17 protein-coding genes are annotated in these 23,304 nt (G+C 72.4%); 9 read left to right on the forward strand and 8 right to left on the reverse strand.

Annotated elements, in window-relative coordinates; translation table 11 throughout:
- Positions 1 to 19: 19 nt before the first annotated feature.
- Positions 20 to 2,092: a DNA gyrase/topoisomerase IV subunit B gene (locus HHX33_RS23490; RefSeq protein WP_182876525.1), complete on the reverse strand. Its 2,073-nt coding sequence runs from the start codon at positions 2,090 to 2,092 to the stop codon at positions 20 to 22.
- Positions 2,093 to 2,338: 246 nt separating this feature from the next.
- Here HHX33_RS23490 and HHX33_RS23495 point away from each other — a divergent pair, with 246 nt between their 5' ends.
- On the forward strand, positions 2,339 to 2,569 hold the full coding sequence (locus HHX33_RS23495; protein ID WP_117410085.1) for a hypothetical protein: 231 nt from the start codon (positions 2,339 to 2,341) through the stop codon (positions 2,567 to 2,569).
- Positions 2,570 to 2,688: 119 nt separating this feature from the next.
- On the opposite strand, the gene HHX33_RS23500 is transcribed toward HHX33_RS23495, so the two are convergent.
- Both HHX33_RS23500 and HHX33_RS23505 read right to left on the reverse strand, forming a co-directional pair.
- A complete protein-coding gene (locus tag HHX33_RS23500) occupies positions 2,689 to 3,459 on the reverse strand; it encodes a GNAT family N-acetyltransferase (RefSeq protein WP_182876526.1) in 771 nt (256 codons plus the stop codon).
- Positions 3,460 to 3,516: 57 nt separating this feature from the next.
- The gene (locus tag HHX33_RS23505; RefSeq protein WP_310741489.1) at positions 3,517 to 4,134 is read right to left on the reverse strand and encodes a GntR family transcriptional regulator; all 618 of its coding nucleotides are present in this window, start codon (positions 4,132 to 4,134) and stop codon (positions 3,517 to 3,519) included.
- Between the two features lie 65 nt (positions 4,135 to 4,199).
- Between HHX33_RS23505 and aceE the strand changes: the two genes are divergently transcribed.
- On the forward strand, positions 4,200 to 6,656 hold the full coding sequence (gene aceE / locus HHX33_RS23510; RefSeq protein ID WP_182876527.1) for a pyruvate dehydrogenase (acetyl-transferring), homodimeric type: 2,457 nt from the start codon (positions 4,200 to 4,202) through the stop codon (positions 6,654 to 6,656).
- A 72-nt stretch (positions 6,657 to 6,728) separates the two neighbouring features.
- Positions 6,729 to 7,478 carry a YaaA family protein gene (locus HHX33_RS23515; RefSeq protein ID WP_182876528.1) on the forward strand — a complete coding sequence of 250 codons (750 nt, stop codon included), beginning with the start codon at positions 6,729 to 6,731 and terminating at the stop codon, positions 7,476 to 7,478.
- Position 7,479: 1 nt separating this feature from the next.
- On the opposite strand, the gene HHX33_RS23520 is transcribed toward HHX33_RS23515, so the two are convergent.
- The 3 genes from HHX33_RS23520 to HHX33_RS23530 all read right to left on the reverse strand — a co-directional run bounded on the left by HHX33_RS23520 (position 7,480) and on the right by HHX33_RS23530 (position 12,539).
- Positions 7,480 to 8,400 (reverse strand): hypothetical protein, encoded by a 921-nt coding sequence (locus HHX33_RS23520; RefSeq protein ID WP_244302312.1) that lies wholly within the window; start codon positions 8,398 to 8,400, stop codon positions 7,480 to 7,482.
- 156 nt (positions 8,401 to 8,556) lie between these two features.
- A complete protein-coding gene (locus HHX33_RS23525; RefSeq protein WP_310741490.1) occupies positions 8,557 to 10,239 on the reverse strand; it encodes an RNA polymerase sigma factor in 1,683 nt (560 codons plus the stop codon).
- 218 nt (positions 10,240 to 10,457) lie between these two features.
- The gene (locus tag HHX33_RS23530; protein ID WP_117410077.1) at positions 10,458 to 12,539 is read right to left on the reverse strand and encodes a SpoIIE family protein phosphatase; all 2,082 of its coding nucleotides are present in this window, start codon (positions 12,537 to 12,539) and stop codon (positions 10,458 to 10,460) included.
- Between the two features lie 435 nt (positions 12,540 to 12,974).
- Between HHX33_RS23530 and HHX33_RS23535 the strand changes: the two genes are divergently transcribed.
- The 5 genes from HHX33_RS23535 to HHX33_RS23555 all read left to right on the forward strand — a co-directional run bounded on the left by HHX33_RS23535 (position 12,975) and on the right by HHX33_RS23555 (position 17,311).
- Positions 12,975 to 13,229, forward strand: a complete 255-nt coding sequence (locus HHX33_RS23535; protein WP_182876530.1) for a hypothetical protein — start codon at positions 12,975 to 12,977, stop codon at positions 13,227 to 13,229.
- Positions 13,230 to 13,440: 211 nt separating this feature from the next.
- Complete coding sequence (locus HHX33_RS23540; protein WP_182876599.1) at positions 13,441 to 14,943, forward strand: hypothetical protein; 1,503 nt, start codon at positions 13,441 to 13,443, stop codon at positions 14,941 to 14,943.
- Between the two features lie 42 nt (positions 14,944 to 14,985).
- Positions 14,986 to 15,756 carry a LamB/YcsF family protein gene (locus tag HHX33_RS23545; protein WP_220502130.1) on the forward strand — a complete coding sequence of 257 codons (771 nt, stop codon included), beginning with the start codon at positions 14,986 to 14,988 and terminating at the stop codon, positions 15,754 to 15,756.
- The gene (locus tag HHX33_RS23550; protein ID WP_117410075.1) at positions 15,753 to 16,376 is read left to right on the forward strand and encodes a 5-oxoprolinase subunit B family protein; all 624 of its coding nucleotides are present in this window, start codon (positions 15,753 to 15,755) and stop codon (positions 16,374 to 16,376) included. The genes HHX33_RS23545 and HHX33_RS23550 overlap by 4 nt, the downstream gene beginning before the upstream one ends.
- Positions 16,373 to 17,311: a biotin-dependent carboxyltransferase family protein gene (locus HHX33_RS23555; protein WP_182876531.1), complete on the forward strand. Its 939-nt coding sequence runs from the start codon at positions 16,373 to 16,375 to the stop codon at positions 17,309 to 17,311. Before HHX33_RS23550 ends, HHX33_RS23555 begins: the two co-directional genes overlap by 4 nt.
- On the opposite strand, the gene HHX33_RS23560 is transcribed toward HHX33_RS23555, so the two are convergent.
- Both HHX33_RS23560 and HHX33_RS23565 read right to left on the reverse strand, forming a co-directional pair.
- Positions 17,299 to 18,999 (reverse strand): ABC transporter family substrate-binding protein, encoded by a 1,701-nt coding sequence (locus HHX33_RS23560; RefSeq protein ID WP_182876532.1) that lies wholly within the window; start codon positions 18,997 to 18,999, stop codon positions 17,299 to 17,301. The genes HHX33_RS23555 and HHX33_RS23560 overlap by 13 nt on opposite strands.
- A gap of 121 nt (positions 19,000 to 19,120) precedes the next feature.
- Positions 19,121 to 21,469 carry an AAA family ATPase gene (locus HHX33_RS23565; RefSeq protein ID WP_182876533.1) on the reverse strand — a complete coding sequence of 783 codons (2,349 nt, stop codon included), beginning with the start codon at positions 21,467 to 21,469 and terminating at the stop codon, positions 19,121 to 19,123.
- 222 nt (positions 21,470 to 21,691) lie between these two features.
- Between HHX33_RS23565 and HHX33_RS23570 the strand changes: the two genes are divergently transcribed.
- A complete protein-coding gene (locus HHX33_RS23570) occupies positions 21,692 to 23,284 on the forward strand; it encodes an MFS transporter (RefSeq protein ID WP_220499647.1) in 1,593 nt (530 codons plus the stop codon).
- Positions 23,285 to 23,304 lie beyond the last annotated feature (20 nt).

The following is a 23,304-nucleotide window of genomic DNA, read 5'->3' on the forward strand; positions in this document are numbered from 1 at the left end:
GCCCCCGGCGGGCGTCGGGTCAGGCGTCGATGGCGTCGCGGTCCACCTCGGCGGCGCTGCCGATGATGAACTCGCGCCGCGGGCCCACGTCGCTGCCCATGAGGAGGCTGAAGATGCGCTCGGCCTCCTCCACGTCCTCGATCCGCACCCGGCGCAGGACGCGGTGGCGGGGGTCCATCGTCGTCTCGGCGAGCTGGTCGGCGTCCATCTCGCCGAGGCCCTTGTAGCGCTGCACCGGGTCCTTCCAGCGCTTGCCGCGCCGCTCCAGGTCGCGCAGGACCTTGTGCAGTTCCGCGTCGCTGTAGGTGTAGACGTACTTGTCCTGACCGCGCCCCGGGTTGGTGACCTCGATGCGGTGCAGCGGCGGCACCGCGGCGAACACCCGCCCGGCCTCGACCATCGGCTTCATGTACCGGTGGAAGAGCGTCAGCAGCAGGCACCGGATGTGCGCGCCGTCCACGTCCGCGTCGGCCATCAGGATGATCTTGCCGTACCGGGCCGACGCGATGTCGAACGAACGCCCGGAGCCCGCGCCCACCACCTGGATGATCGCGGCGCACTCGGCGTTCTTGAGCATGTCGGCGACCGACGCCTTCTGCACGTTGAGGATCTTGCCGCGGATCGGCAGCAGCGCCTGGAACTCCGAGTCGCGGGCCAGCTTCGCGGTGCCCAGCGCGGAGTCGCCCTCCACGATGAACAGCTCGCTGCGGTCCACGTCGTCACTGCGGCAGTCGACGAGCTTGGCGGGCAGCGCCGAGTTCTCCAGGGCCGACTTGCGCCGCTGGTTGTCCCGGTGCTCCCGGGCCGCGATGCGGGCCTTGGCGGCGGCGACGACCTTCTCCAGGACCGCGCGCAGCTGCTGCTTCTGCCCCCGCTTGGGGCTGGCGAACAGCGCCTTGAGCTCACGGGAGACGACGTGGGCGACGATCCGGCTGGCCGCCGAGGTGCCGAGCACCTCCTTGGTCTGGCCCTCGAACTGCGGCTCGGGCACCCGCACGGTGACGACCGCGGTCAGGCCTTCGAGGATGTCCTCCTTGGTGACCGGCTCGTCGCCGTTCTTCAGCAGCCGGGTCTCCCGGAGCTGCTCGTTGACCGTGCGCACCAGCGCCCGCTCGAACCCGGCGACGTGGGTGCCGCCCTTCGGCGTGGCGATCACGTTCACGAAGGAGCGGACGGTCGTGTCGTAGCCCTTGCCCCAGCGGATCGCGACGTCGGCCGTGAGCTCCCGCTCGACCTCCGTCGACGTCATGTGGCCCTGGTCGTCGAGCACGGGGACGGTCTCGTGGAAGTGGCCCACGCCCTGCAGCCGCATCACCTCGCACACCGCCTCGTCCCTGGCGAGGAACTCGGTGAACTCGCTGATGCCGCCGTCGAAGCGGAAGGTCTCCTCGGCCGGCTCCTCGCCCCGGCTGTCCCGGACGACGAGGGTGAGCCCCGGCACCAGGAACGCCGTCTGGCGCAGCCGCACGTGGATCTCGTCGAGCGAGACCTCGGCCTCGGGCAGGAAGATCTGGCGGTCGGCCCAGAAGCGCACGCGGGTGCCGGTGAGCGCGCGGGGGGCGGCGCCGCCGTCGCGCAGGCCGGACTTCTTGCGGAACTTCGCCGTGGGGCCGTCGCCGTCGAACAGGCCGGGCACTCCCCGCCGGAAGCTGATCTGGTGGATCCGGCCGTCGCGGTCGACCTCGACGTCGAGGCGCGAGGACAGCGCGTTGACCACCGAGGCGCCCACGCCGTGCAGGCCGCCCGAGGCGCCGTAGGAGCCGCCGCCGAACTTGCCGCCCGCGTGGAGCTTGGTGTAGACCAGCTCGACTCCGGCCAGGCCGGTCTTGGGCTCGACGTCGACGGGGATGCCGCGCCCGTCGTCGCGCACCTCGATCGACCCGTCGCGGTGCAGTTCGACCTCGATCCGGGTGCAGAAGCCGCCCAGCGCCTCGTCGACCGCGTTGTCCACGATCTCCCACAGGCAGTGCATGAGGCCGCGTGTGTCGGTGGAGCCGATGTACATCCCCGGGCGCTTGCGGACGGCCTCGAGGCCTTCGAGCACAGAGAGATGACGGGCGGTGTACCCCGTCTCCGCGCGAACCGCAGTCACACCCAACTCCCACTTATCAATCGAACACGCGTACGCAGCTTAACGCCACTTCTGTTTGTACGCGTACAAGCTTGCCAGGCACAGCGGGTTGACCGGCACTTCGGCTGTGATCCCCGTCACTTCCAGGGGCATTCTGCTCTGGGCGTAGCCGCGCCATGATTGGGAACGCCCGCATCCGGTTAGATGTTGTCCCAAGTGACTGACGCCAACGACCCCGCATCCGTGGGGCGACCCGAAAGGCGATACGTGACTGGAGCTCTCGCCCCCGCCAAGCCGCTGACGGCCCTGGACCGGTGTGACCGGTGCGGTGCTCAGGCCTACATCCGCGCTACCCTGCCCGTGGGCGGGGAGCTGCTGTTCTGCGCCCACCACGGGCGTCAGCACGTGGCTGTACTGCGCGGCAAAGGTGCTGAGATCCAGGACGAGTCGGCCCGACTCTCCGCATCCCCCGCGACCGCCCCTGACGGCGAGCGCTGACCCCCATAGACGGCGTGCCGGAGCAGCACGACGACGACGTCGGCTCGGTGCGCCGTCACCATAGATTCCCAGATTCCCCGTCCGTCTCCATGCCGTACCTGACCTGACCGCGGCGCCCGTCAGGGCCGCACGCGGTAGTGGTAGCGGCCGGCCACGCCGAAGCCCTCCCGCTCGTAGAGCGCGCGGGCCGCGGCGTTGGCCTCCGTGACCACCAGGTAGGCGCTGTCCGCGCCTTGCCGCCGTCCCCAGGCGGCGAGGGCGCGCAGCACGGCTCTGCCCAGCCCGCACCGCCTGGCGCGCGGTTGGACCGCCATGCAGTAGATCCCCAGCCAGCGGCCCTGCGGCACGCCCCGGCCCACCGCGTTCCTGTCCTCGTTCCCGTCGGCGTCCACGTCCGGGTGGCCGCCGAGGAGGACGTAGCCGGCGGGCACCCCCGTGACGATCCGCTCGGCCCACACCCGCGCCGGGACGTCCCCGGCGGCGTTGTGCCGCCCGCCGTCCACGCTCCACCAGGTGCGCAGCCACCGCTCGGACGGCGCGCCCGCCACCTCCACCACGCCCTCGTCCGGCGTATCGGCGGACAGCGGCCCGGTCATCACCAGGGTGGGGTCCACCAGCCGGTATCCCCGGCGGTCGAGTTCCTCGTCGAGTCCCGGCGTCGCGCCCATGCCCACGGAGAACACGCACGGCAGGCCGGCTCCCGCGTAGAAGCGCTCGGCCCGGTCCACCGCCTCCGGCAGGTCCGCCCGCTCCCCCAGCGGCAGCACCGAGTTGGCCCGCTTCGTCACCCCGCCGGCGTGGCGGTAGACCCAGCTTCCCTCCGCGGCCCGTCCCGGCGCCGGCCACGCCTCGTCCACCAGCAGGTCGAACTGCGCCAGATCCCGACTCACCCGCCGCAGCCTAGTGCCCCGCGCCGCCCGCGTTCAGGTCACGACCGGCGGGAAGCCCTACCCGGGCTCGGGCGGGGCGTAGCCGAGCACGTGCTCGCGGAGCAGGACGCCCACCTCGGGGTCGCCCCGCTCGAACGCGTCCACGAGAGGTTCGTGGTCGGCGGCGTTCTCGTGCGGGCGCATCCGGAACAGGCGGATCGACAGGTGGGTCCACACCTCGATGCCGAGCGACTCCCACACCGACAGCAGCACCGCGTTGCCCGAGGCTTTCACGATCTCCCGGTGGAAGGCGACGCCATGCCGCACCTGGTCGTGCAGGGAACCGGTGTCCGCCGCGTCGTGCAGGCGGCGCAGATGCGTACGCAGCGACTCCACGCGGGGCGTGCCCAGCCGGACGGCGGTCTCCTCCAGGCCCGCCCGCACCTGGTACACCTCACGCAGATCGCTCCGGGTGAGCCTGCGGACCCGCGCGCCCTTGTTGGGCGCCGACTCGATGAGCCTGAGGGCCTCCAGTTCGCGCAACGCCTCGCGCACCGGCGCCTGGCTGACGCTCAGCTCGGCGGCCATGCGCCGCTCGACGAGGCGGTCACCGGGCTTCCATCGGCCGTTGATCAGGCCGTCGAGCACGGCTTGCCGGATCTGGTCGCGAAGCGGCGACCGCACGACGGGTTCCACGAGACCGATGATAGGCGGCGGGGGGATACATCCTATGATCGATCATAGGGTGTTTTAATGGATTCATGGACGCAGACCTGAACCCCCAGGAGACCGCCGAATGGCTCGAATCCCTTGAGGCGGTGCGCCGTGTGGCTGGTCCCGAACGGGCCGACTACCTGCTGAGGCGGCTGGCCACGACCACCCGCTACCTCAACACCGTGCCGACCTCCGAGGAGCCCGTCTACCCGGGTGACCTGGAGCTGGAGGCACGCATCGCCGCGTACGACCGGTGGAACGCCGCAGCGATGATCACCAGGGGAAGCCGCCTGGGGCTCGGCGGCCACCTGGCGACCTACGCCTCGGCCGCCTGGCTGTACGAGGTGGGCTTCAACCACTTCTTCCACGCCGGCCACGACCAGGTCTACTTCCAGGGCCACGCCTCCCCGGGCGTCTACGCCCGGGCCTTCCTGGAGGGCAGGCTGAGCGAATCCCAGCTCGACCTGTTCAGGCGCGAGCCCGAGGGCGGGCTGCCGTCGTACCCGCATCCGCGGTCCATGCCGGACTTCTGGCAGTTCCCCACCGTCTCCATGGGGCTCGGGCCGCTCAACGCGATCTACCAGGCCAGGTTCAACCGCTATCTGCACAACCGCGGCATCAAAGACACTTCACGCAGCCACGTGTGGGCCTTCCTGGGCGACGGCGAGATGGACGAGCCGGAGTCCACGGCCGCCCTCACCCTGGCCGCCCGCGAAGGGCTCGACAACCTCACGTTCGTGATCAACTGCAACCTCCAGCGGCTCGACGGCCCGGTGCGGGGCAACACGCGCATAGTGCAGGAGCTGGAGAGCGTCTTCAGGGGCGCGGGCTGGCACGTCGTCAAGGCGCTGTGGGGCCGGGAATGGGACGGGCTGCTGGGCTCGGACGAGCTGGTGGCCCGGCTGGGCGAGGTGCCGGACGGGCAGTTCCAGACGTTCGCCGCCTCGACGGGCTCCTACATCAGGGAGCGGCTGTTCCAGGGACTGGACGTGCCCTGCTCGGACGAGGACCTGCGGCGCGTCGTCGGCGGGTCGCGGGCGGGCCACGAGCCTCGGAAGGTGTACGCGGCCTACCGCAGGGCCCTGGACAACCGGGGCGCGCCCACGGTGATCCTCGTGCAGACGGTGAAGGGCTGGACCCTCGGCACGGGGATCGAGGCGCGCAACGCCAACCACCAGATGAAGAAGCTGACCCAGGACGAGTTCCGCGCCCTGCGCGACCGGCTCGGCCTGCCGGTGCCGGACGAGGCCCTCGACGGCGACCTGCCGCCGTACCTGCATCCCGGGCCGGACTCGCCGGAGGCGAGGTACGCCGCCGAGCGGCGCCGCGACCTGGGCGGGCCCGTCCCACGCCGCACGGTCTCCCACGCCCCGCTGCCGGCCCCGGGCGAGACGGCGTTCCGGGCCCTGGAGAAGGGCTCGAAGCAGCCGGTGGCGACGACGATGGCCTTCGTCCGCCTCGTCAAGGACCTGATGAAGGAGCCGGAGACGGGACGCCGCTGGGTGCCGATCGTGCCGGACGAGGCCAGGACGTTCGGCATGGAGTCGCTGTTCCCCACGGCCAGGATCTATTCGCCTCTGGGCCAGCGCTACGAGTCCGTCGACCGGGACCTGCTGCTGTCGTACAAGGAGGCGGCCGACGGGCAGATCCTGCTGGAAGGCATCACCGAGGCCGGGTCGATGGCGTCGTTCACGGCCGCGGCCTCCAGCTACGCCACCCACGGCGAGGTCATGATCCCCTTCTACATCTTCTACTCGATGTTCGGCTGGCAGCGCACCGGAGACCAGATGTGGGCGCTGGCCGACCAGCTCGGCCGCGGGTTCCTCGTCGGCGCGACCGCCGGCCGGACCACGATGACCGGGGAGGGCCTGCAGCACGCCGACGGGCACTCGCAGCTCCTCGCCTCCGCCAACCCCGCGTGCCTGGCCTACGATCCCGCCTTCGCGTACGAGGTGGGAACGATCGTGCGTGAGGGGCTCCGGCGCATGTACGGCCCCGACGGCGAGGACGTGTTCTACTACCTGACCGTCTACAACGAGCCGCAGCCCCAGCCTCCTATGCCCGAGGGATCCGAGGAGGGCATCCTCCGGGGCATCTACCGGCACGCCGCCGGCGGCGGTGACGCTCACCTGCTGGCCAGCGGCACCGCGGTCCACTGGGCGATGGACGCACAGCGACTGCTCCGGGAGGAGTACGGCGTGGGCGTGGACGTGTGGTCCGTGACCTCCTGGAGCGAGCTTCGCCGCGACGCCATGACCACGACGGGTGTGCCCTACATCCGGCAGGCCCTGGCCGGGACCTCGGGGCCGGTGATCGCGGTCAGCGACTGGATGCGCGCGGTGCCGGACCAGATCAGCCCCTGGATCGACCGGCCGTGGACCTCGCTCGGCACCGACGGGTTCGGGCTGTCGGGCACCCGCGAGGCGGTCCGCAGGCATTTCGGGGTGGATCCGCGCTCGATCGCGGAGGCCGTGCTCAAGGCGGTGGAGACCGGGCGCGAGTGAGGGAACCCATCCGTCCGAGACAGCGCCCCGAGCGGAAACCTCTCCGGTGGGGGCGCAGTAAGCTGCGGAATCGTGCTCATCCTGCTGCCTCCGTCGGAGGGGAAGGCCGAGCGGGGGACCTCCCGCGTCCGCCGGCTGAGCTTCCCCGAACTCGCCGGCCCGCGCGAGAAGGTCCTCGACGCCCTCGTGTCGCTCTGCCACACGCCCGAGGCGCGCGACGTGCTGGGCCTGTCGGACGGGCAGGCCGGTGAGATCGAGCGCAACCGGGGGCTGCCCGCGGCGCGCACGCTGCCCGTCGCCGACCTCTACACGGGCGTGCTGTACGACAACCTCGGTCTCGGCACCCTCTCCCCCGAGGCGCGGCGGCGGGCCGACCGGAGGATCGTCGTCTTCTCCGGCCTGTGGGGCCTGCTGCGCCCCTCCGACCGGGTGCCGCCGTACCGGCTGTCCATGGGCGTACGGCTGCCGCCGATGGGCGGTCTGGCCGCGTTCTGGCGGCCGTCGATCAGTGCGGTGCTCGTCGCGACGAAGGGCCTGGTGGTGGACATGCGGTCGGCGACGTACGCCGCCGCCTGGCAGCCCGGCGAGCGCGGCGTGGCCGTACGGGTGCTCAGGGAGGCGGCCGGGAAGCGGACGGTCGTCAGCCACATGGCGAAGGCCACGCGCGGCGTGGTCGCCCGCTCGCTGGTGGAGACCCCGGACCGGCCGCGTACGGCCGGCGACCTCGCCGACCTGCTGGCGGGTCTGGGGCACCGGGTCGAGCTGGCCGCGCCCGCCGGAGGGAACCGGCCGCGGACCCTCGACGTGATCGTGGACGAGTGAGTCAGAGGTTGAGCCGGGCGCAGGCCCGGCGGTACTGCTGACCGGGGTCGCCGAGATGTGACCAGGGCAGGCGGCTGAAGCGGCCGCCGGTCCTGCTCAGGTGCGCGCGGGCTGGGCGGCGCAGGTCCGCCAGGAAGAAGGCGGCGCCGAAGGCGTTGTGCGCCTCGATCGACCGGGGATGCGCGCCGCCGAGCCGCCGCTCCGACCAGTGCCCGGCGGCCGAGACGATCTCGCGCTGCGCCTCGAAGGGGAACCATCCTCCCCGGGACATCGGCGTCCGGCCCGCGGCGATGATCTCGAAGTGGGCCAGCGGTACCAGAGCCGGGAGCGGGCTGCCCTCGGGGGCGTGCGCAGCTGCCGAGCGGGCGAAGGCGAGCGTCTCCTGGGCGGAGCCGCCCCAGCCCGGCGACAGGGTGATCAGGCGGGCCACCGCCGCCGAGTAGAGCGACGGCCACCGCCTGGAGCACTCGTGCCAGACCGCGTCCTTGTCGGTCCGCGGCCGGTCCAGCCCGACGGCCAGCCACATCAGGCACTCCCACGGCACCGGGTCGCCGGGAGCGAGCGCCGCCGCGGCCAGCAGCGGCTGTCTCGCGCCCTCCATCGCCGACTGGTAGGCGTGCAGCCGGTCCGCCTGCACGGCTCTGGCCCGCACGTCGGGCCGCAGTTCCCAGGCCTCCTCCAGCCGGGTCCGCCCCAGCCACAGCCAGAGGTCGGGGTTGCCCTGGTCGTAGGCGAGCGGCGCCTCGATGGACCGGCTCGCGCCGACGAGGGCGCGTGACAGCGCCTCCACCCGAAGTGACCGTACCTCCGGGTCGCCCCTGCTCGTGGCGAGAGCGGCGATCGCCGGTCCGATGTCTCCCCGCCGGGCGGATTCGACCGCCTCGTCGAGGATGGTGTCCGCCCACGGGCGGTCCGGGATCATTCGTGGCCCCCGAGCACGCGCCCGATCCACTTCGATCACTCCCATGAGGCGCGAGCCTAGGAGCGACAGCGTGCCCGTGGTGCTACCACGATGTTACGGAAAAGTTAATCGTCCCCCGGCCTTCCCCGCGGGGCCGAAGGACGATCGACTCGTGTCTCAGTCGAGGTAGTCGCGCAGCACCTGGGACCGGGACGGGTGGCGCAGCTTGGACATCGTCTTCGACTCGATCTGGCGGATCCGCTCGCGGGTCACGCCGTAGACCTTCCCGATCTCGTCGAGGGTTTTCGGCTGCCCGTCGGTGAGGCCGAACCGCATCGACACCACGCCCGCCTCCCGCTCCGACAGCGTGTCGAGAACGGAGTGCAGCTGCTCCTGCAGCAGCGTGAAGCTGACCGCGTCGGCCGGGACGATGGCCTCGGAGTCCTCGATGAGGTCGCCGAACTCGCTGTCGCCCTCCTCGCCCAGCGGCGTGTGCAGGGAGATCGGCTCGCGGCCGTACTTCTGCACCTCGATGACCTTCTCAGGGGTCATGTCGAGCTCGCGGGCCAGCTCCTCGGGCGTGGGCTCGCGGCCGAGGTCCTGCAGCATCTGCCGCTGGACCCGGGCCAGCTTGTTGATCACCTCGACCATGTGGACCGGGATGCGGATGGTCCGCGCCTGGTCGGCCATGGCCCTGGTGATCGCCTGCCGGATCCACCACGTGGCGTACGTGGAGAACTTGTAGCCCTTGGTGTAGTCGAACTTCTCGACCGCGCGGATCAGGCCCAGGTTGCCCTCCTGGATCAGGTCCAGGAACAGCATGCCGCGCCCGGTGTACCGCTTGGCCAGCGACACGACCAGTCGGAGGTTGGCCTCCAGCAGGTGGTTCTTGGCGCGGTGGCCGTCCTCGGCGATCCACTCCAGCTCGGCGCGGACGTCGACCGGGAGGTTGTCGGCCTCCTGGGCGAGCTGCTCCTCCGCGAACAGGCCGGCCTCGATCCGCTTGGCGAGCTCGACCTCCTGCTCGGCGTTGAGCAGGGGCACCTTGCCGATCTGCTTGAGGTAGTCCTTCACCGGGTCGGCGGTGGCGCCGGCCGCCGCGACCTGCGCGACGGGCGCGTCGTCATCGTCGTCGGTGAGGATCAGCACCTCGTCCTCGGACTGCACGAGCGCCTCGGCCTTGGGCTCCTCGCCCTCGGTCTCGGCCTCGGTCTCGGTCTCGGCCTCCTCGGTCTCCGCCTCGGACTCGATCTCGACGTCCTCGACGTCCAGCTCGAAGTCCTCGATGTCGACGTCACCTTCGAGGTCGATGTCCTCCTCGTCCTCGGCGACGTCGGCGGACTTGGGCTTGGAATCGGCCTTGGGCGCCTTGCCCTCGGGACCGGCGGCGGGGGCCGCCGGGGCGGCCGCGGGCGCGGCCTTCTTGGGCGGGGCGGGCTTGGCCGCCGCCGCGGCGGGCTTGGCCGGGGCGGCCTTCTTCGCCGCCGGCTTGGCGGGGACGGGCTTGGCGGCCGGCGCGGAGTCGGTCACCACGGCGGTGACGGTCTCCGGCTGCGACTCCTTGGCCGCCGCGGACTTGGTGGTCTTCTTGACGGGCGCGGTGGTGCGGCGCTTGGCTTGACCTCGAGAACGCTTGGGAGCCGCGGAGTCGGCGGCCGTCACCACGACGGTCACGCCCTCCTTGCTGAGGCTTCGCAGGAATCCAGCGGCTTGCGACATCGGGATGTCCGCTTCCTCGAAGGCCTTGCGGACATCCTCGGACTCGAGGAAACCCTGCGAGCGCCCACGCTCGAGGAGCTGCTGAATCACTGGCTCGTTCAGCTCCGACGGCTTCGAGCGAGTCGAACTTGCAGGCGACACGAACACCTCTCGAACGAACGCATGGCGAGAATGGACCCAGGTTCTTCTTCTTTTCCGGTGGTGTGGTCGCGCGAACCGCGACATGCCATTGTGGCACGCCAAGGTCCGTGATACGGCCGCGTCCCGCCGGTTGCCCCTCCACCCTAGGCCGACCGAGAGACTACTGCGTACGGACGGAGGTCACTGATACCCGAAAGCAACCGTTATGACTGTTTCATTCAGTCACTCTTCGTGGCCGGTGGGACGTGGACCGCGAGTACCGTTACGTCGTCATCCTGTTCATACCCGGACAGCATGCGCTCCACCAGGAAATCGAGCAGCATATGTGGACTGGCCACGACTTCCGGCGGCGCTTCGGCCACGACGCTTGAGAGTTCCCTGAGCCCGGCGTCCAGACCGCGCTTGCGGTTCTCCACGAGCCCGTCCGAGTACAGCACGGCCGTGTGCCCCGGAGGGACGCAGAACCGGTACTGCTTGCGGCTGGTGGCCCAGCCGAGCGGCGTGCCCGGCTCGGTCTCGTGCAGCAGGCCGACGCCCTGCGGCGAGACCAGCAGCGGCGGCGGGTGACCGGCCAGGGCCAGCGTGCCCTCCCCGGTTCCAGGCTCGACGACCATGTACGCCAGCGTCGTGACCTGCTCTTCCTCCTCGGTGGCCTCGAAGACCCGGTCCAGCCCGGTGAGCACCGCCGCGGGCGGCGGGTTGGTCAGGGCGAGGGCCCGCATGGCGTTGCGGATCCGGCCCATTCCCGCGGCGGCCTTGACGCCCTTGCCCATGACGTCGCCGACGACGGCCGCGACCCGCCCGTCCTGCAGGACGAACGCGTCGTACCAGTCGCCGCCGACCTGCACGTGGCGGGAGCCGGAGCGGAAGCGCTGGGCCAGCTTCAGGCCGCTCACCACCGGCAGCCGGTCGGGCAGCAGGCTCCGCTGCAACGTTTCAGCAGTCCGGTGCTCACGCTCGAACAGCGTGGCCCGCTCGACCGCGAGCGCGCACTGACCGGCGAGCGCCTCCAGGAAGACGCCGTCCTCCTGCGAGATCTTCTGCGACCGGTTGAACGAGAACCGCAGCGCGCCGAGCGCACGACCGGCCGCGAGCAGCGGCAGGCCCACCCAGGCCCGCTCCTCGGTCTGCTCCAGGAACTTGGCGATCTGCGTCTCGTCGGCGCCGGCGTCGACCAGCTGGATGCGCAGGCTGTCCAGGGACTCGGCGAAGACGGGCCTGCGGCTGTTCACCGCCATGGTCATGACGCTGGGGTGGGCGAGGTCGATGTCCTCGCCCGGCGCGTCGGGGGTGCCACCGCTGTTGATCACCTTCAGGGTGGCCCTGTTGTCGTCGAGCAGAGCCACGGCCGAGTGGTCGGCGGCCAGCGCCGTCCGCCCGACGTCGATGATCACCTGCACCACCTGCTCGACCGTCAGCGCCTCGGCGAGCTGCGCCGTCGCGCCCTGGAGCCGGGCCGTGCGCAGGGCGGCCGCGCCGAGCTGGTCGGTCAGGCGTCCCCGCATGTCCTCGGCCTCGCGCTGCGGCGTGACGTCGGTGTTCGCGCCGACCCACTCCACCACGCGGCCGAGCCGCATGATCGGGACGGCCCGCACCTCGAAGTGCCGGTAGCCGCTGGCCCGGGTGCGCACCCGGTAGCTCCACTCGAACATCGTCCGGCCGCGCAGCGCCTCGCGCCACGCCTCGTCGGTGCCGGGGCGGTCGTCCGGGTGCACCGCCTCCAGCCAGCCGTGCGCGAGGTACTCCTCCAGGCCCTGGCCGGTGACGGCCCGCCACTGGGGCGCGTCCTCGATCACCCCGCCGTTCGGCGAGGTGATCCAGACGAGCTGCTGCTGCGACTCCACGAGAGAGCGGTAGCGTTCCTCGCTGCGCTCCAGCACTTCCTTGTTCATCTGCCGTTCGGTCAGGTCCACCCCGAACAGGGCGGTCCCGAGGACGCCGTCGTCACCGCGGAGCGGGAAGAACGACACGGTCCAGTGCCGCGCGTCGCCGTTCTCCGCCCTGGTCGGGTACGGCTGGTCGGTGACCGGCAGGCCCTCGTCGGCGATCCTGCGCAGCGCCGACTCGATCAGCGCGGTCAGATCGGCCGGCAGCAGCTCGGCCGGGAGGCGGTCGAGATGCAGCTCGACAGGATGACCGGTCAACTCGGTGAAGGTCGAGTTGACTCGGACGAACCGCCCCGAAGGGTCGAAAAACGCGAAGGCGAAGGGCGCCTCCGACATCAGGCCTCTGAAGAGGTCGGAGTCTGAGATGTCCAAACCGGACTCCCGGGGCCGGGGCACGGAGGTTTCGGCGCTCATGGTCGGCACCTCCGTCGCGTGCCAGCGTCTCCCACGAGGCACATCTCCATAACTGTGTTTGGTAGCGCGATCTGCCCTACATCATCGGCGATCGGCATGCGCGGACGGAAGCCCCGCCAGCCATGCGGTCAACGCATCCTGTCAAAAGACCGGCACCTCGCGCAGGAAGATCCGGCCTACTTCTTGGCCGCCCGCTTCGCCTCCTGCTTGGTCGTGGGGACCGGTCGCAGGCTCTCGGCGTCGGCCGGGCCATCGTAGTGCTCGGAGAGGTGGGCCGCGAGTGCCCGGACGCGGGCCGTCGTCGCCCCTGGACACCGGTGGACGGCGAGCAGGGCGGCGAACTGGCAGGGAGCATGACGAACGGAGGGTTGACACAGCCGCGGAAAGAGGTGGAATTGGGGGCGGCAGGTCCCCATTCAGCGAGGAATGCAGTCGATGCCCGTACTCGCAGCACGAATCGATGGCGGCCCATCGCCGGAGCCGAGGCTCCGGGAGCTGGTGGAACCGGTGGTCAACCGGCTCGCCGCGGAGTTCCTGACCGTTCCCCTGTCCACCGTCGCCCGCTGCGTCGCCGACGCCTGGGCCTGCGGTGAGCACCTGGGGGTGGCGGTCACACCGGAGATCGCCGGAAGGGTGGCCCGTGAGCGCCTCCTGGGACTGGTGAACTCGGCGCCGCCTTCCCGGCGCTGAGGCGCCGTAAGGCGCGCCGGCGGCGGCCGTACGGCACGGCAGGGGCGGGAGCGGCAGATAACGGGGAAGTCACCGGGCCGCGTTCATGGTGCCCTTCCCGGCGGGAATGCGAGAAGGTGGTGACCGTGAGCGAGCGGAGCGAGATCTCGTGAGTCACCGGCGCCGACGTGACCCCCGGGGGACCCGGCCGCCGGACGACGTGTTCGCGGAGATGCTGCTGGCGGCCAGGGAGCTGCTGGCCGTGCGCAGTCCGCTCGACGCGGAGCTCATGGTCTCCGACATGCTCGGCGCGTGGTGGGGCAGGCGGCTGCGCGGCGGCGACGTCGAGCAGATCCTCGGCGAGGGCCTGGTCGACTACGCGGCCAAGGCGGGCACCCCCGCGGCCCTGTCCCTGCTCGTCTCCGTCGCCTACCTCGGCACCGCCCGGCAGGCGGCCAAGGCGGAGGGCGCGGCGCTCGCGCTGATGGAGTCCGGCGTCGCCCGGCCCCGCTGGGCGGACCGCGTCGGCGCGGTCAAGCCGGCCGGCTGCTACGTCTCCAGGGACGTGTACGGCGACCAGGACACCGTGGTCTGCACCTTCGCCTACAACGGCGAGGACAGGCACGCGCTGGTCGTGGTCGTCGACTACAACATGGGCGGCATGGCCCGGGACGCCTGGGTGTCCTCCCAGGTCGACAAGCTGCTCGACCAGGCCAGGCTGGAGGCGTCCGGCAACGAGCTGCTCCGGTTCGAGGAGCTGGAGCCGCAGCAGGCGCGGGCGCTGCTGGAGTTCGCGATGAAGGCCGCCAGGGCCGCCGCGCACAACCGCAAGGGACCGAAGCTGGTCAGCGACAGCTACAGCGCCTACCACGCCTTCGCGCGGGCCCGGATCAAGGCGCTGCCGCCCGGCCGCCTGCGGCCCGCCCCCGCGCACACCGAGGCCCCCTACAGCCGCGACCGCCGCGCGATGCTGGCCGCCGAGTTCCTCGCCTCCGACGCGGCGGAGAACCTGTCGGACCCGTCGGCCGCCTCGCGGTGCGCCGACCACATCATCGAGTACGGCTGCGACCAGGACTTCGGCCGGCCGACGCGGGTCAGCCCCACCAAGTGCGAGACGTTCCTGCTGGACTGGCTGCCGCGCAAGGTCCTGCTCACCCCGGCCGAGCAGGACGCGATGCCGCACGTGCTGTCGGCGTGGGTCCGCTTCGCGGGGCCCCGGATCGGGCTGCCGGAGCAGGGCGTGCGGGCGACGCTCGACGCGGTCTGGGAGGCCATGGGCCGGTTCACCGAGGCCTACCGGGACCCGGCCACCTTCGGGCTGGACCGCTCCCTCGTGGAACGGCTCCTGCCCGACGGAGACCTGTCGGCGCTGGCCCGGCGGGCCTTCGCGTTCCCCCTCCTCCAGGGCATGCGCGGCGCGACCAACCTCGACCTGCTCAACCCGGCGGACGAGGCGGACCGGCGGATCCTGCTGGAGATCGACCACACCGGCGAGCTGGGCCGCGCCGACCTGGAGGAGCACCTGGCCTGGCACGAGGAGATCGCGAGCCGCCTGTGGGTCGGCGACCCGCCCCAGCTGTGGGAGGCCGCCCAGCGCCTGCTCGACCTCGGGCACGACCGGCACGACGTGCTGCACGTCCTGATCGAGATCGCCGAGCGCATCGGCGACCACCCGGACGAACTCGCCGCCGCCCTCGACGACATCGCCGACATCCCCGACGAACCTCCCCTCTGACCCCTGCGGCAGGATGGACATGGCCAACGGGGAGACCACCAGATGACCAGAGTGATGGATTTGAACGCCGATCTCGGGGAGGGCTACGGGATCTGGCGGCTGGGCGACGACCTGGCCCTGCTCGACCTGGTGACGAGCGCGAACGTGGCGTGCGGCTTCCATGCGGGCGACCCGCTGATCATCCGCCGGACCTGCGCGGCGGCGGTGGACCGCGGCGTGGCGATCGGCGCCCAGGTCTCCTATCGCGACCTGGCGGGCTTCGGCCGCCGGGAGATGGAGGTGGACCCGGAGGAGCTGTGCTCCGACGTGCTCTACCAGCTCGCCGCGCTCGACGGGATGGCGAGGTCGATGGGCGGGCGGGTGTCGTACGTGAAGCCGCACGGCGCCCTGTACAACCGCGCCTGCCGTGACGAGGAGCAGGCGGAGGCCGTGGTGGCGGCCGTCACGGCCTTCACCCCCGCGGTCTCGGCGCTGCCGATCCTCACGCTGCCGGGGTCGGCCCTGGCGCGGATGGCCGGCCGGCACGGCGTGCCCACGGTGGCCGAGTGTTTCGCCGACCGCGCCTACACGCCGGAGGGGACGCTGGTGCCGCGGCGGCGGCCGGGCGCGGTGCTGCACGACCCGGACGAGGTCGCGGCCCGTGCCGTGCGGATGGCCGTCGAGGGCGTGGTGACGACGATCGAGGGCGGCGAGGTGCGGGTCGGCGCCCGGTCCGTCTGCGTGCACGGGGACACGCCCGGCTCGGTGCGGATCGCCAGAGCCGTCCGGCGGGCCCTGCTGGACGCGGGTGTCGTGGTGGGGCCGTTCGCATGACCATCCGGGCGGCGGGCGAGCACGCGCTGCTGGTGGAGACCGGCTCGCTGGAGGCGGCCCACCGGCTGGACGCGCTGCTGCGGGCCGATCCCCCGCCGGGGGTGGAGGACGTCGTGCCCGGCTCGCGGACCGTGCTCGTCGTGGCCCCCGCCGCCGATCTGCCGCGCCTGGAGGCGCTGCTCGCCTCGCTCCTGCGTACGGCGCTCGCCCCGGCGGGCGCGGGCGGGCCGGGGCGGCTCGTGGAGATCCCGGTGGTCTACGACGGGGCGGACCTTGCGGAGGTCGCGGCGCTCAGCGGCCTGCCGGCCGAGGAGGTGGCCGCCAGGCACGCCGCCTCGGAGTTCACGGTGGGCTGGCTCGGGTTCGCCCCCGGCTTCGCCTACCTGATCGGCCTGGATCCGGCGCTGCACGTGCCCCGGCTGGCGGTGCCCCGCACCAGCGTGCCGCCCGGCTCGGTGGCGATCGCCGGGTCGTACTCCGCCGTCTACCCGGCGGCCTCTCCCGGCGGCTGGCGGCTGCTCGGGCGTACGGACGTGCGGGTGTGGGACGCGGCGGCCGAGCCGCCGGCGATGCTGCCGCCCGGCACGCGGGTGCGGTTCCGGCCGGAGGCGGGGCGGTGACCGCCGTCGTCGAGGTGCTGGCGCCGGGGCCGTACGCGACCGTGCAGGACCTGGGGCGGCCCGGCTACGCCCATCTGGGGGTGCCGAGATCGGGGGCGGCCGACCGGCCGAGCCTGCGGCTGGCGAACCGGCTGGTCGGCAACGCGGAGACCGCGGCGGGCATCGAGCTGACCCTCGGCGGGGCGGCGCTGCGCTTCACCGCCGGGACGTGGGTCGCGGTCACCGGGGCGCCGTGCCCGGTGGAGGCGGCCGGGCGGCCGGCCGGGACGGACGCGCCGGTGTGGGTGCCGCCCGGCGGCGTGCTGCGGTTGGGCGCGCCTCGCCGGGGCCTGCGGACCTACGTGGCGGTGCGCGACGGGATCGGCGTGGAGCGGGTGCTGGGCAGCCGCTCGACCGACTCGCTGTCGGGGATCGGGCCGCCTCCGCTGCGGGCGGGCGCGACGCTGCCGGTCGGCGCCGGGGCCGTGGCCGCCGCGATCGTCGCGGACTTCGCCGCCCCGCCGCCGCTGCCCCGCCACCCGGTCGTCCGGGTGCTGCCGGGGCCGCGCGACGACTGGTTCGTCCCGGAGGCGCTCGCGGCCCTGTGCGCGGCGGCGTACGAGGTCACGGCGGACAGCAACCGGGTCGGGGCGCGGCTGCGCGGCGCCCCGCTGGAGCGGGCCAGGTCCGGTGAGCTGGCCAGTGAGGGCATGCCGCTCGGCGCCGTCCAGGTGCCGCCGGGCGGGCAGCCGATCGTGTTCCTGGCGGATCACCCGCCGACCGGGGGTTATCCCGTCGTCGGCGTGGTCGCCACCGCCGACGTGCCGCTGGTCGCCCAGGCGCGGCCGGGCGACCTGCTGCGTTTCCGGCTGGTACGGCGGGCCGCCCGCCACCGTGAGGCGGCACACCACCGGGGGACGGCGGACCGTCCCGGCGGCGCCCGTCAGGAGGCGTAGCCGATGTCCTCGTACCTGAGGTCGTAGAAGCCGCCGGCTCCGATGTTGGCCAGCGCGGACCGCACCACCACGCCCTGCGGGCACTGGTAGAGCGGCAGCACGTTGACCTCCTTCCAGACCAGCCGGTCGGCGTCGTTGAGCAGGCCGGGCACCTTGGCGGGGTCGAGCACGCTGCCGGCGCGGTACATGGCCTGGTCGATCTGCCTGCTGCCGCTGCGCCCCAGGTTGGAGTACCACTCGACGTCGTCGCCCTTGCCGCGCTCGCCGTCGGCGTAGACGTCGAAGGCCCCGGACACCGGGTAGGGCGTGCTCGGGTAGGCGAAGGCGGTGAGGTCGAAGTCGCCGGGGATGAGGTACTTGCCGAAGAAGTCGTTGAAGGGCACCTTGCGCACCTCGGTCCGCACGCCGACGCGCTGCAGCATCCGCCCGGCGGCCTGGGCCTCGGCGAGGCTCGGCGGGATCCCGTCGGGGACGACGAAGCGCAGCGTGAGCGGCTTGCCGTTCTTCGTCCGTGCCTTGCCGGACGTCTTCCAGCCCGCCTGGTCGAGCAGCCGGCCGGCCAGGGCCGGGTCGTAGCCGCCGGTCTCCGCCGCGTTGGCGTGGTAGCCGTACTGGCTGTTCATGAGGAAGTGGTTGTCCAGGGTCACCGTCGGCCAGCCGAGGCCCTTGAGGTCGGCCTGCATGAGGGCGCGCCGGTCGAGCGCCGCGGCGACGGCCTGGCGCACCCGGACGTCGGACAGGACGGGGCTCTCGCCGTTCATGGTGAACTGGCGGTACTGCGTGCCGGCGGCCTGCCGGACCACCGCGTCCCACGCCTCCCTGACCCGCGCGTAGTCGTCGGGGGACGGGCCCACCTCGAACACGTCGACGTCTCCCTTGGTGAACGCGCGCACCATCTGGTCGGGCCGCACCGTCCGGAACACCATGTGGTCGAGCTTGGGCCGGTTCCCCCACCAGGCGGGGTCGCGGGCGAGGGTGACCGTCCTGCCCTTGGCGTCGAGCCGCTCCACCCGGAACGGCCCGGCGGTCACCGGGATCCGGTTGATCCAGTCGGAGTTGAACGCGGCCGGCGTCGCGTTGGTCACGCTGGGGTACAGCGGCGTGAACAGCGACTGCCACTCGTTGAACGGCTGGGCGAGGGTCACCACCACCTCCCGGTCGCTCGACCCCCGGGCCACGCTCTGGATGTTCTCGTAGGCGATGGCCGCGTCGACCCGGTAGTCGTGGTCGCGCCCGCTCATCGCCTTCCACTGGGCGGCGAAGTCGTTCCAGGTGATCGGTTTGCCGTCCGACCATCGCGCCTTGGGGTTGATCGAGTAGGTGACGACCTGCCGGGGCGAGGTGGCGGTGATCCGGGCGTTGGTCACGTAGTCGGTGTCGAGGGACGGCCGTCCCCGCTCGTCCGACCGGAACGTGCGCGGCATGAGCGCGTCGGTCACGGCCTCGACCGCGTTGCCGTCGCCGTCGACGTGGTTGCGGTTCCACTGGGTGGGGAAGTCGACGAGCCCCCACCGCAGGGTGCCGCCGTCCTTGACCTTGTCCCGGGGCAGGGGGTTGATGTCGTACGCCTTGACCGGGGAGGGGGCGAGCGCGCCGTCCTGTTCACCGGGCCCCCGCTGCGCACCACACGCGCTCGCGGCCCACACGGCCGCGAGCAGGGCCAGGGCGACCGGCCATCGTGGTCTCACGTGTCTCTCCGCTCCTCCGGCTACCCTACGAAGTAGATTAGTAGCAGAAAGTGACGATCGCCGTCGGCGGGACACGCATCGCCGCGGCGCGGCTCTCCTCCGGATCAGGGCGGCTCGCGGATCAGGACAGCTCGTCCACCGCGCTGCGGACGTCCTCGCTGGTTATCGTGGTCAGCTCGGCGGCGTTCGCCGTGCCCTGGGCGGCCAGGCGCACGTCGCGCCGCAGCGCCGCGCGCTCGTACAGCGAGCGGGCGAAGCGGCCGTTGCCCAGCCCGTCGATCAACCCCTCACGGCAGACCCAGTCGAAGACGTCGGCCAGGTCGCGCCCCGCGGAGGCGTCGAACCTGTCGCCGGCCGCGGCGGCCTGCAGATTGGCGATCTCGGCCAGCTCGGACGGCGAGTAGGAGGGGAACGCCACCCGCTGGTTGAACCGAGAGGCCAGGCCGGGATTGGTGGCGAGGAAGGCGTCCATCTCGCGCTCGTAACCGGCCAGGATGATCACCACGCGGTCGCGGTCGTCCTCGGCCCGCTTCAGCAGGGTCTGCACGGCCTCGGCCCCGAAGGCGTCTCCCCCCGAATAGCCGGCGTTGACCAGGCCGTACGCCTCGTCGACGAACAGCACGCCGCCGAGCGCCCGGTCGACCAGCTCGTTGGTCTTGATCGCGGTGGCGCCCAGGTGCTGGCCGACGAGGTCGGCTCTGGACGCCTCGACGACGTCGGGCCTGGCGAGCAGGCCGAGCGCCGAGAAGATCCGGCCGAGGATCCTCGCGACGGTCGTCTTGCCGGTGCCGGGCGGGCCGGCGAACACGAAGTGCCGCATCTGCGACTGGACCGGCAGGCCCTGCTCCTGCCGCATCCTGGCCACCTTGAGCTGGGCCGTGATCGCGTGGACCTGCCGCTTGACCGGCTCCAGCCCGGCCATCCTGTCGAGGTCCGCGAGCGCCTCGTCCAGCGTCGGCGTGGCCTGGTAGCCGCGGTAACGCGCGGTGATCTCGTCGAACGCCTTGGTCACGTCGCCGGCCGTGATCGTCACCAGGTCCTCGCCGCGCGGCGCCCCGCCCGCGCTCACCACCCGCACGTCGCGCGCCTGCGCGGCGGCCTCGGCGAGGCTGCGGGCGAAGCGGGCGTTGCCGAGGTCGTCGACGAGCCCCCGGCGGTGGACGTCCTCGAAGAAGCGGCGAAGCACGGGACGGGCCTCGGGGGCGAGCCGGTCGCCCCGGCGCTCCTGCAACGCCTCGGTGATCTCCAGCAGCTCGCCGGGGTCGTAGCTGGGGAAGCGGACCCGGGTGGCGAACCGGCTGGACAGCCCGGGGTTGGACGACAGGAAGTCGTTCGTCTCGCGCTCGTATCCGGCGAGGATGACGATGAGCCGGTCACGGTCGTCCTCGGCCCGCTTGAGCAGCGTCTGCACGGCCTCCGCGCCGAACCGGTCGGGCTGGCCGTCGCCCGAGTTGATCAGGCCGTACGCCTCGTCGACGAACAGGACCCCGCCGAGCGCCCGGTCGATGAGCTCGTTGGTCTTGATGGCGGTGGCGCCGAGATACTCCCCCACGAGGTCGGCCCGCTGCGCCTCGACCACGAAGGGCGTCTCCAGCAGGCCGAAGGCGTAGAAGATCTTGGCGAGGGTGCGGGCCACGCTGGTCTTGCCCGTCCCCGGCGGGCCGACGAACACGAAGTGGCGCATGGGCCGCTCGTTCGCGTAGCCCGCCTCCCTGCGCAGCCTGGCCGCCTCGATGGACGCGGCGATGGCCCGCACCTGCTCCTTGACCGGTTCGAGGCCGATCATGGACTCCAGTTCGGCGAGAGCCTGCTCGACGGTGATCGGCGGGGGGTCGCCGGTCTCGGCCGCGGCCGGCCGGTGACCGCCCGCCCTGACCTGCTGCCTCTCGTGGGCCTCTCCGCCGATCGGCTCGCGTTCCGCGGCGGCGCGCACCCTGCGGGCCAGGATCAGGCGGTAGAGGAGCACCGCGGCGGCCGCGCCGTACGCGCCCCACAGGGCGGCGGAGGAGGACAGCGGCGACAGCGACAGCGCGACCAGCCCGGCGGCCGCCAGGGACATGAGCGTCGTCAGCCAGGGCGGCACCCACCGGATCAGGTGGGCCGAGATCGCGACCAGCACGCCGAGCAGCATCAGCAGGCCGGGCACGGGCGACTGCCCGCCGTACACCACCATGAACAGCGGGAGCAGCAGGCCCCACGCGGCGAGCACCAGCACGGTCGCGGCGGCGCGGGGATAGCTGAGCGCCAGCGCGACGAAGGCCAGCGCCGTCACGGTGCCGATGAAGGTGGGCATCAGCGACCAGTTGAGGGCGGCGGCCACGCCCATGACGGCGACGAGCAGCACCACGAACAGCACGCGCCGCGCGAACGGCGGAAGGTGGAAATAGCGGAAACGCACCTGTTCGAACAGATCACGTGCCGCAGTCCGACTTAAGAGGCTCGCCGCCCGTGCTCTGTCGGAGTCCCGCATCGACGCCTCCCCGCTTCGACCCCGGTTATACCGCACGGGGGAAGGGAATGGGTGGACCCCGCGCGGCACGGTGGACGAGGCACCCGCCGGTCCCTGTGATCACCTGGAACGATACGGAACCGGCGCTGTGTTCCCGACATCACCGGAAGGGCTGAGAGATCCCCTTCCCATGGCTTAAGCTGCCACGCATGTTCCAGCGGGGCCGCGAGCACTGAGCGGTTTATGATCATGGTTTCGGTCGGGTCCGTCACCGTCCGCGCGGCGGGCGCCCTGCGCGAGCCCCGGGTCAGCCGGTGGTCGGTCCTCGTGCTGCTGTGTTTCAGCCTGCTCCTGATCGCGGTCGACGCGACCGTGCTGCACATCGCGGTCCCCGCGCTCACCGCCGCCCTGGAGCCGTCGTCCGTCCAGCTCCTGTGGATCATCGACGTCTACTCGCTGGTGGTCGCGCCGCTGCTGGTGACGTTCGGCACGCTGGGCGACCGGTACGGCAGGCGGCCGTTCGTGCTCGGCGGCTACGTGGTGTTCGGCCTTGCCTCGCTGGCGGCGGCGTTCGCCGCGACGCCGCTCGCGCTGATCGTGGCGCGGGCCTTCCTCGGCGTCGGCGGCGCGATGATCATGCCGGCGACGCTGTCGATCATCCGGCAGGTGTTCACCGACCGGCGGGAGCGGGCCGTCGCGCTCGGCGTCTGGAGCGCCGTGGCCGCCGCGGGCGCGGCCGTCGGGCCGCTGATCGGCGGGGTGCTCGTCGAGCACCTGTGGTGGGGCGCGGTCTTCCTCATCAACGTGCCGCTGCTGCTGGTGGCCCTGCCGTTCGCCGTACGGATCCTGCCCGCCTCGCCGAGGCGGGCCGACCACCCGTGGGACGCGCTCAGCGCCGCGCTGTCGACCCTCGGCATCCTGTCGGTCGCGTTCGGGCTCAAGGAGGCGGGATCGGGGCACACGCTGGGCCGGGGACCGGCGCTCGTCGTCCTCGTGGCCGGCGCCGCGATGCTCGCCTGGTTCGTCCTGCGCCAGCGGCGGCTGGCCTTCCCCCTGCTCGACATCGGCCTGTTCGGTCAGCGCGGCTTCGCGACCGGCGTCGGCTGCGTGGTGCTGGCCGTCTTCGCACTGGTCGGCCTGGAGCTGATGCTGGCGCAGTATCTGCAGCTCGTGCTGGGGCTGTCCCCGCTGGAGGCCGCCGTGCGGATGCTGCCGCTCATGGTCGCGGCCGTCGCCGGGGGCCTCGCCGCCGCGCACGTGCTGGGGCGGATCGGGCTGCGCGCGACGGTCGGCGGCGGCCTCGCGCTCACCGCGCTGTCCCTCGCCCCGGTGCTGACCTGGGGGACCGAGCAGCACCCCGTGATGCTCATCGCGTGTTTCGCGGGGATCGGCTTCGGCGTCGAGGTCGCCCTGCTCGCGGCGTCGGACACGATCATGGCCTCGGCGCCGGAGTCGCGGGCCGGCGGCGCGGCCGCTATCGAGGAGACCGCCTACGAGCTCGGAGCCGGCCTCGGCATCGCCGTACTCGGGACGATCACCACGATCGTGTACGCCCCGTCCCTCGGAACCGTTCCCGGAGTCCCGTCCGGCCTCATGACGCAGGCGCGGGAGTCGCTGGCCGCGGCCGCGCACGTGGCCGGGAAGGCCGGCGGCGTCACCGGGGACGCGCTCCTGGCCGCCGCCCGCGCGGCCTTCGTCACCGCCCTGCACAGCACCGTCGTCGTCAGCGTGGCGCTGCTCGCGCTCACCGCGCTGGCCGTGGCCCTGCTGCTCCCCCGTCACCCGGCCGGCGAACCCGGCACCGAGACCCCGGCGCCCGAGCGCGCGGACGCCTGACCTGGTCCGCGCATGACGGC

Origin of the sequence: Microbispora sp. H10670, assembly GCF_014161385.1 — a bacterium.
GTDB lineage: Bacteria > Actinomycetota > Actinomycetes > Streptosporangiales > Streptosporangiaceae > Microbispora > Microbispora triticiradicis.

What these genes read in the sequence shown, in the direction of transcription:
- aceE (WP_182876527.1), top strand. Translation starts at nt 4,200, where the DNA reads ATGGACGCAGACCTGAACCCCCAGGAGACCGCCGAATGGCTCGAATCC.
- HHX33_RS23520 (WP_244302312.1), bottom strand. Translation starts at nt 8,400, where the DNA reads ATGATCCCGGACCGCCCGTGGGCGGACACCATCCTCGACGAGGCGGTC.
- HHX33_RS23530 (WP_117410077.1), bottom strand. Translation starts at nt 12,539, where the DNA reads ATGAGCGCCGAAACCTCCGTGCCCCGGCCCCGGGAGTCCGGTTTGGAC.
- HHX33_RS23535 (WP_182876530.1), top strand. Translation starts at nt 12,975, where the DNA reads ATGCCCGTACTCGCAGCACGAATCGATGGCGGCCCATCGCCGGAGCCG.
- HHX33_RS23540 (WP_182876599.1), top strand. Translation starts at nt 13,441, where the DNA reads ATGCTGCTGGCGGCCAGGGAGCTGCTGGCCGTGCGCAGTCCGCTCGAC.
- HHX33_RS23545 (WP_220502130.1), top strand. Translation starts at nt 14,986, where the DNA reads ATGACCAGAGTGATGGATTTGAACGCCGATCTCGGGGAGGGCTACGGG.
- HHX33_RS23550 (WP_117410075.1), top strand. Translation starts at nt 15,753, where the DNA reads ATGACCATCCGGGCGGCGGGCGAGCACGCGCTGCTGGTGGAGACCGGC.
- HHX33_RS23565 (WP_182876533.1), bottom strand. Translation starts at nt 21,469, where the DNA reads ATGCGGGACTCCGACAGAGCACGGGCGGCGAGCCTCTTAAGTCGGACT.
- HHX33_RS23570 (WP_220499647.1), top strand. Translation starts at nt 21,692, where the DNA reads ATGATCATGGTTTCGGTCGGGTCCGTCACCGTCCGCGCGGCGGGCGCC.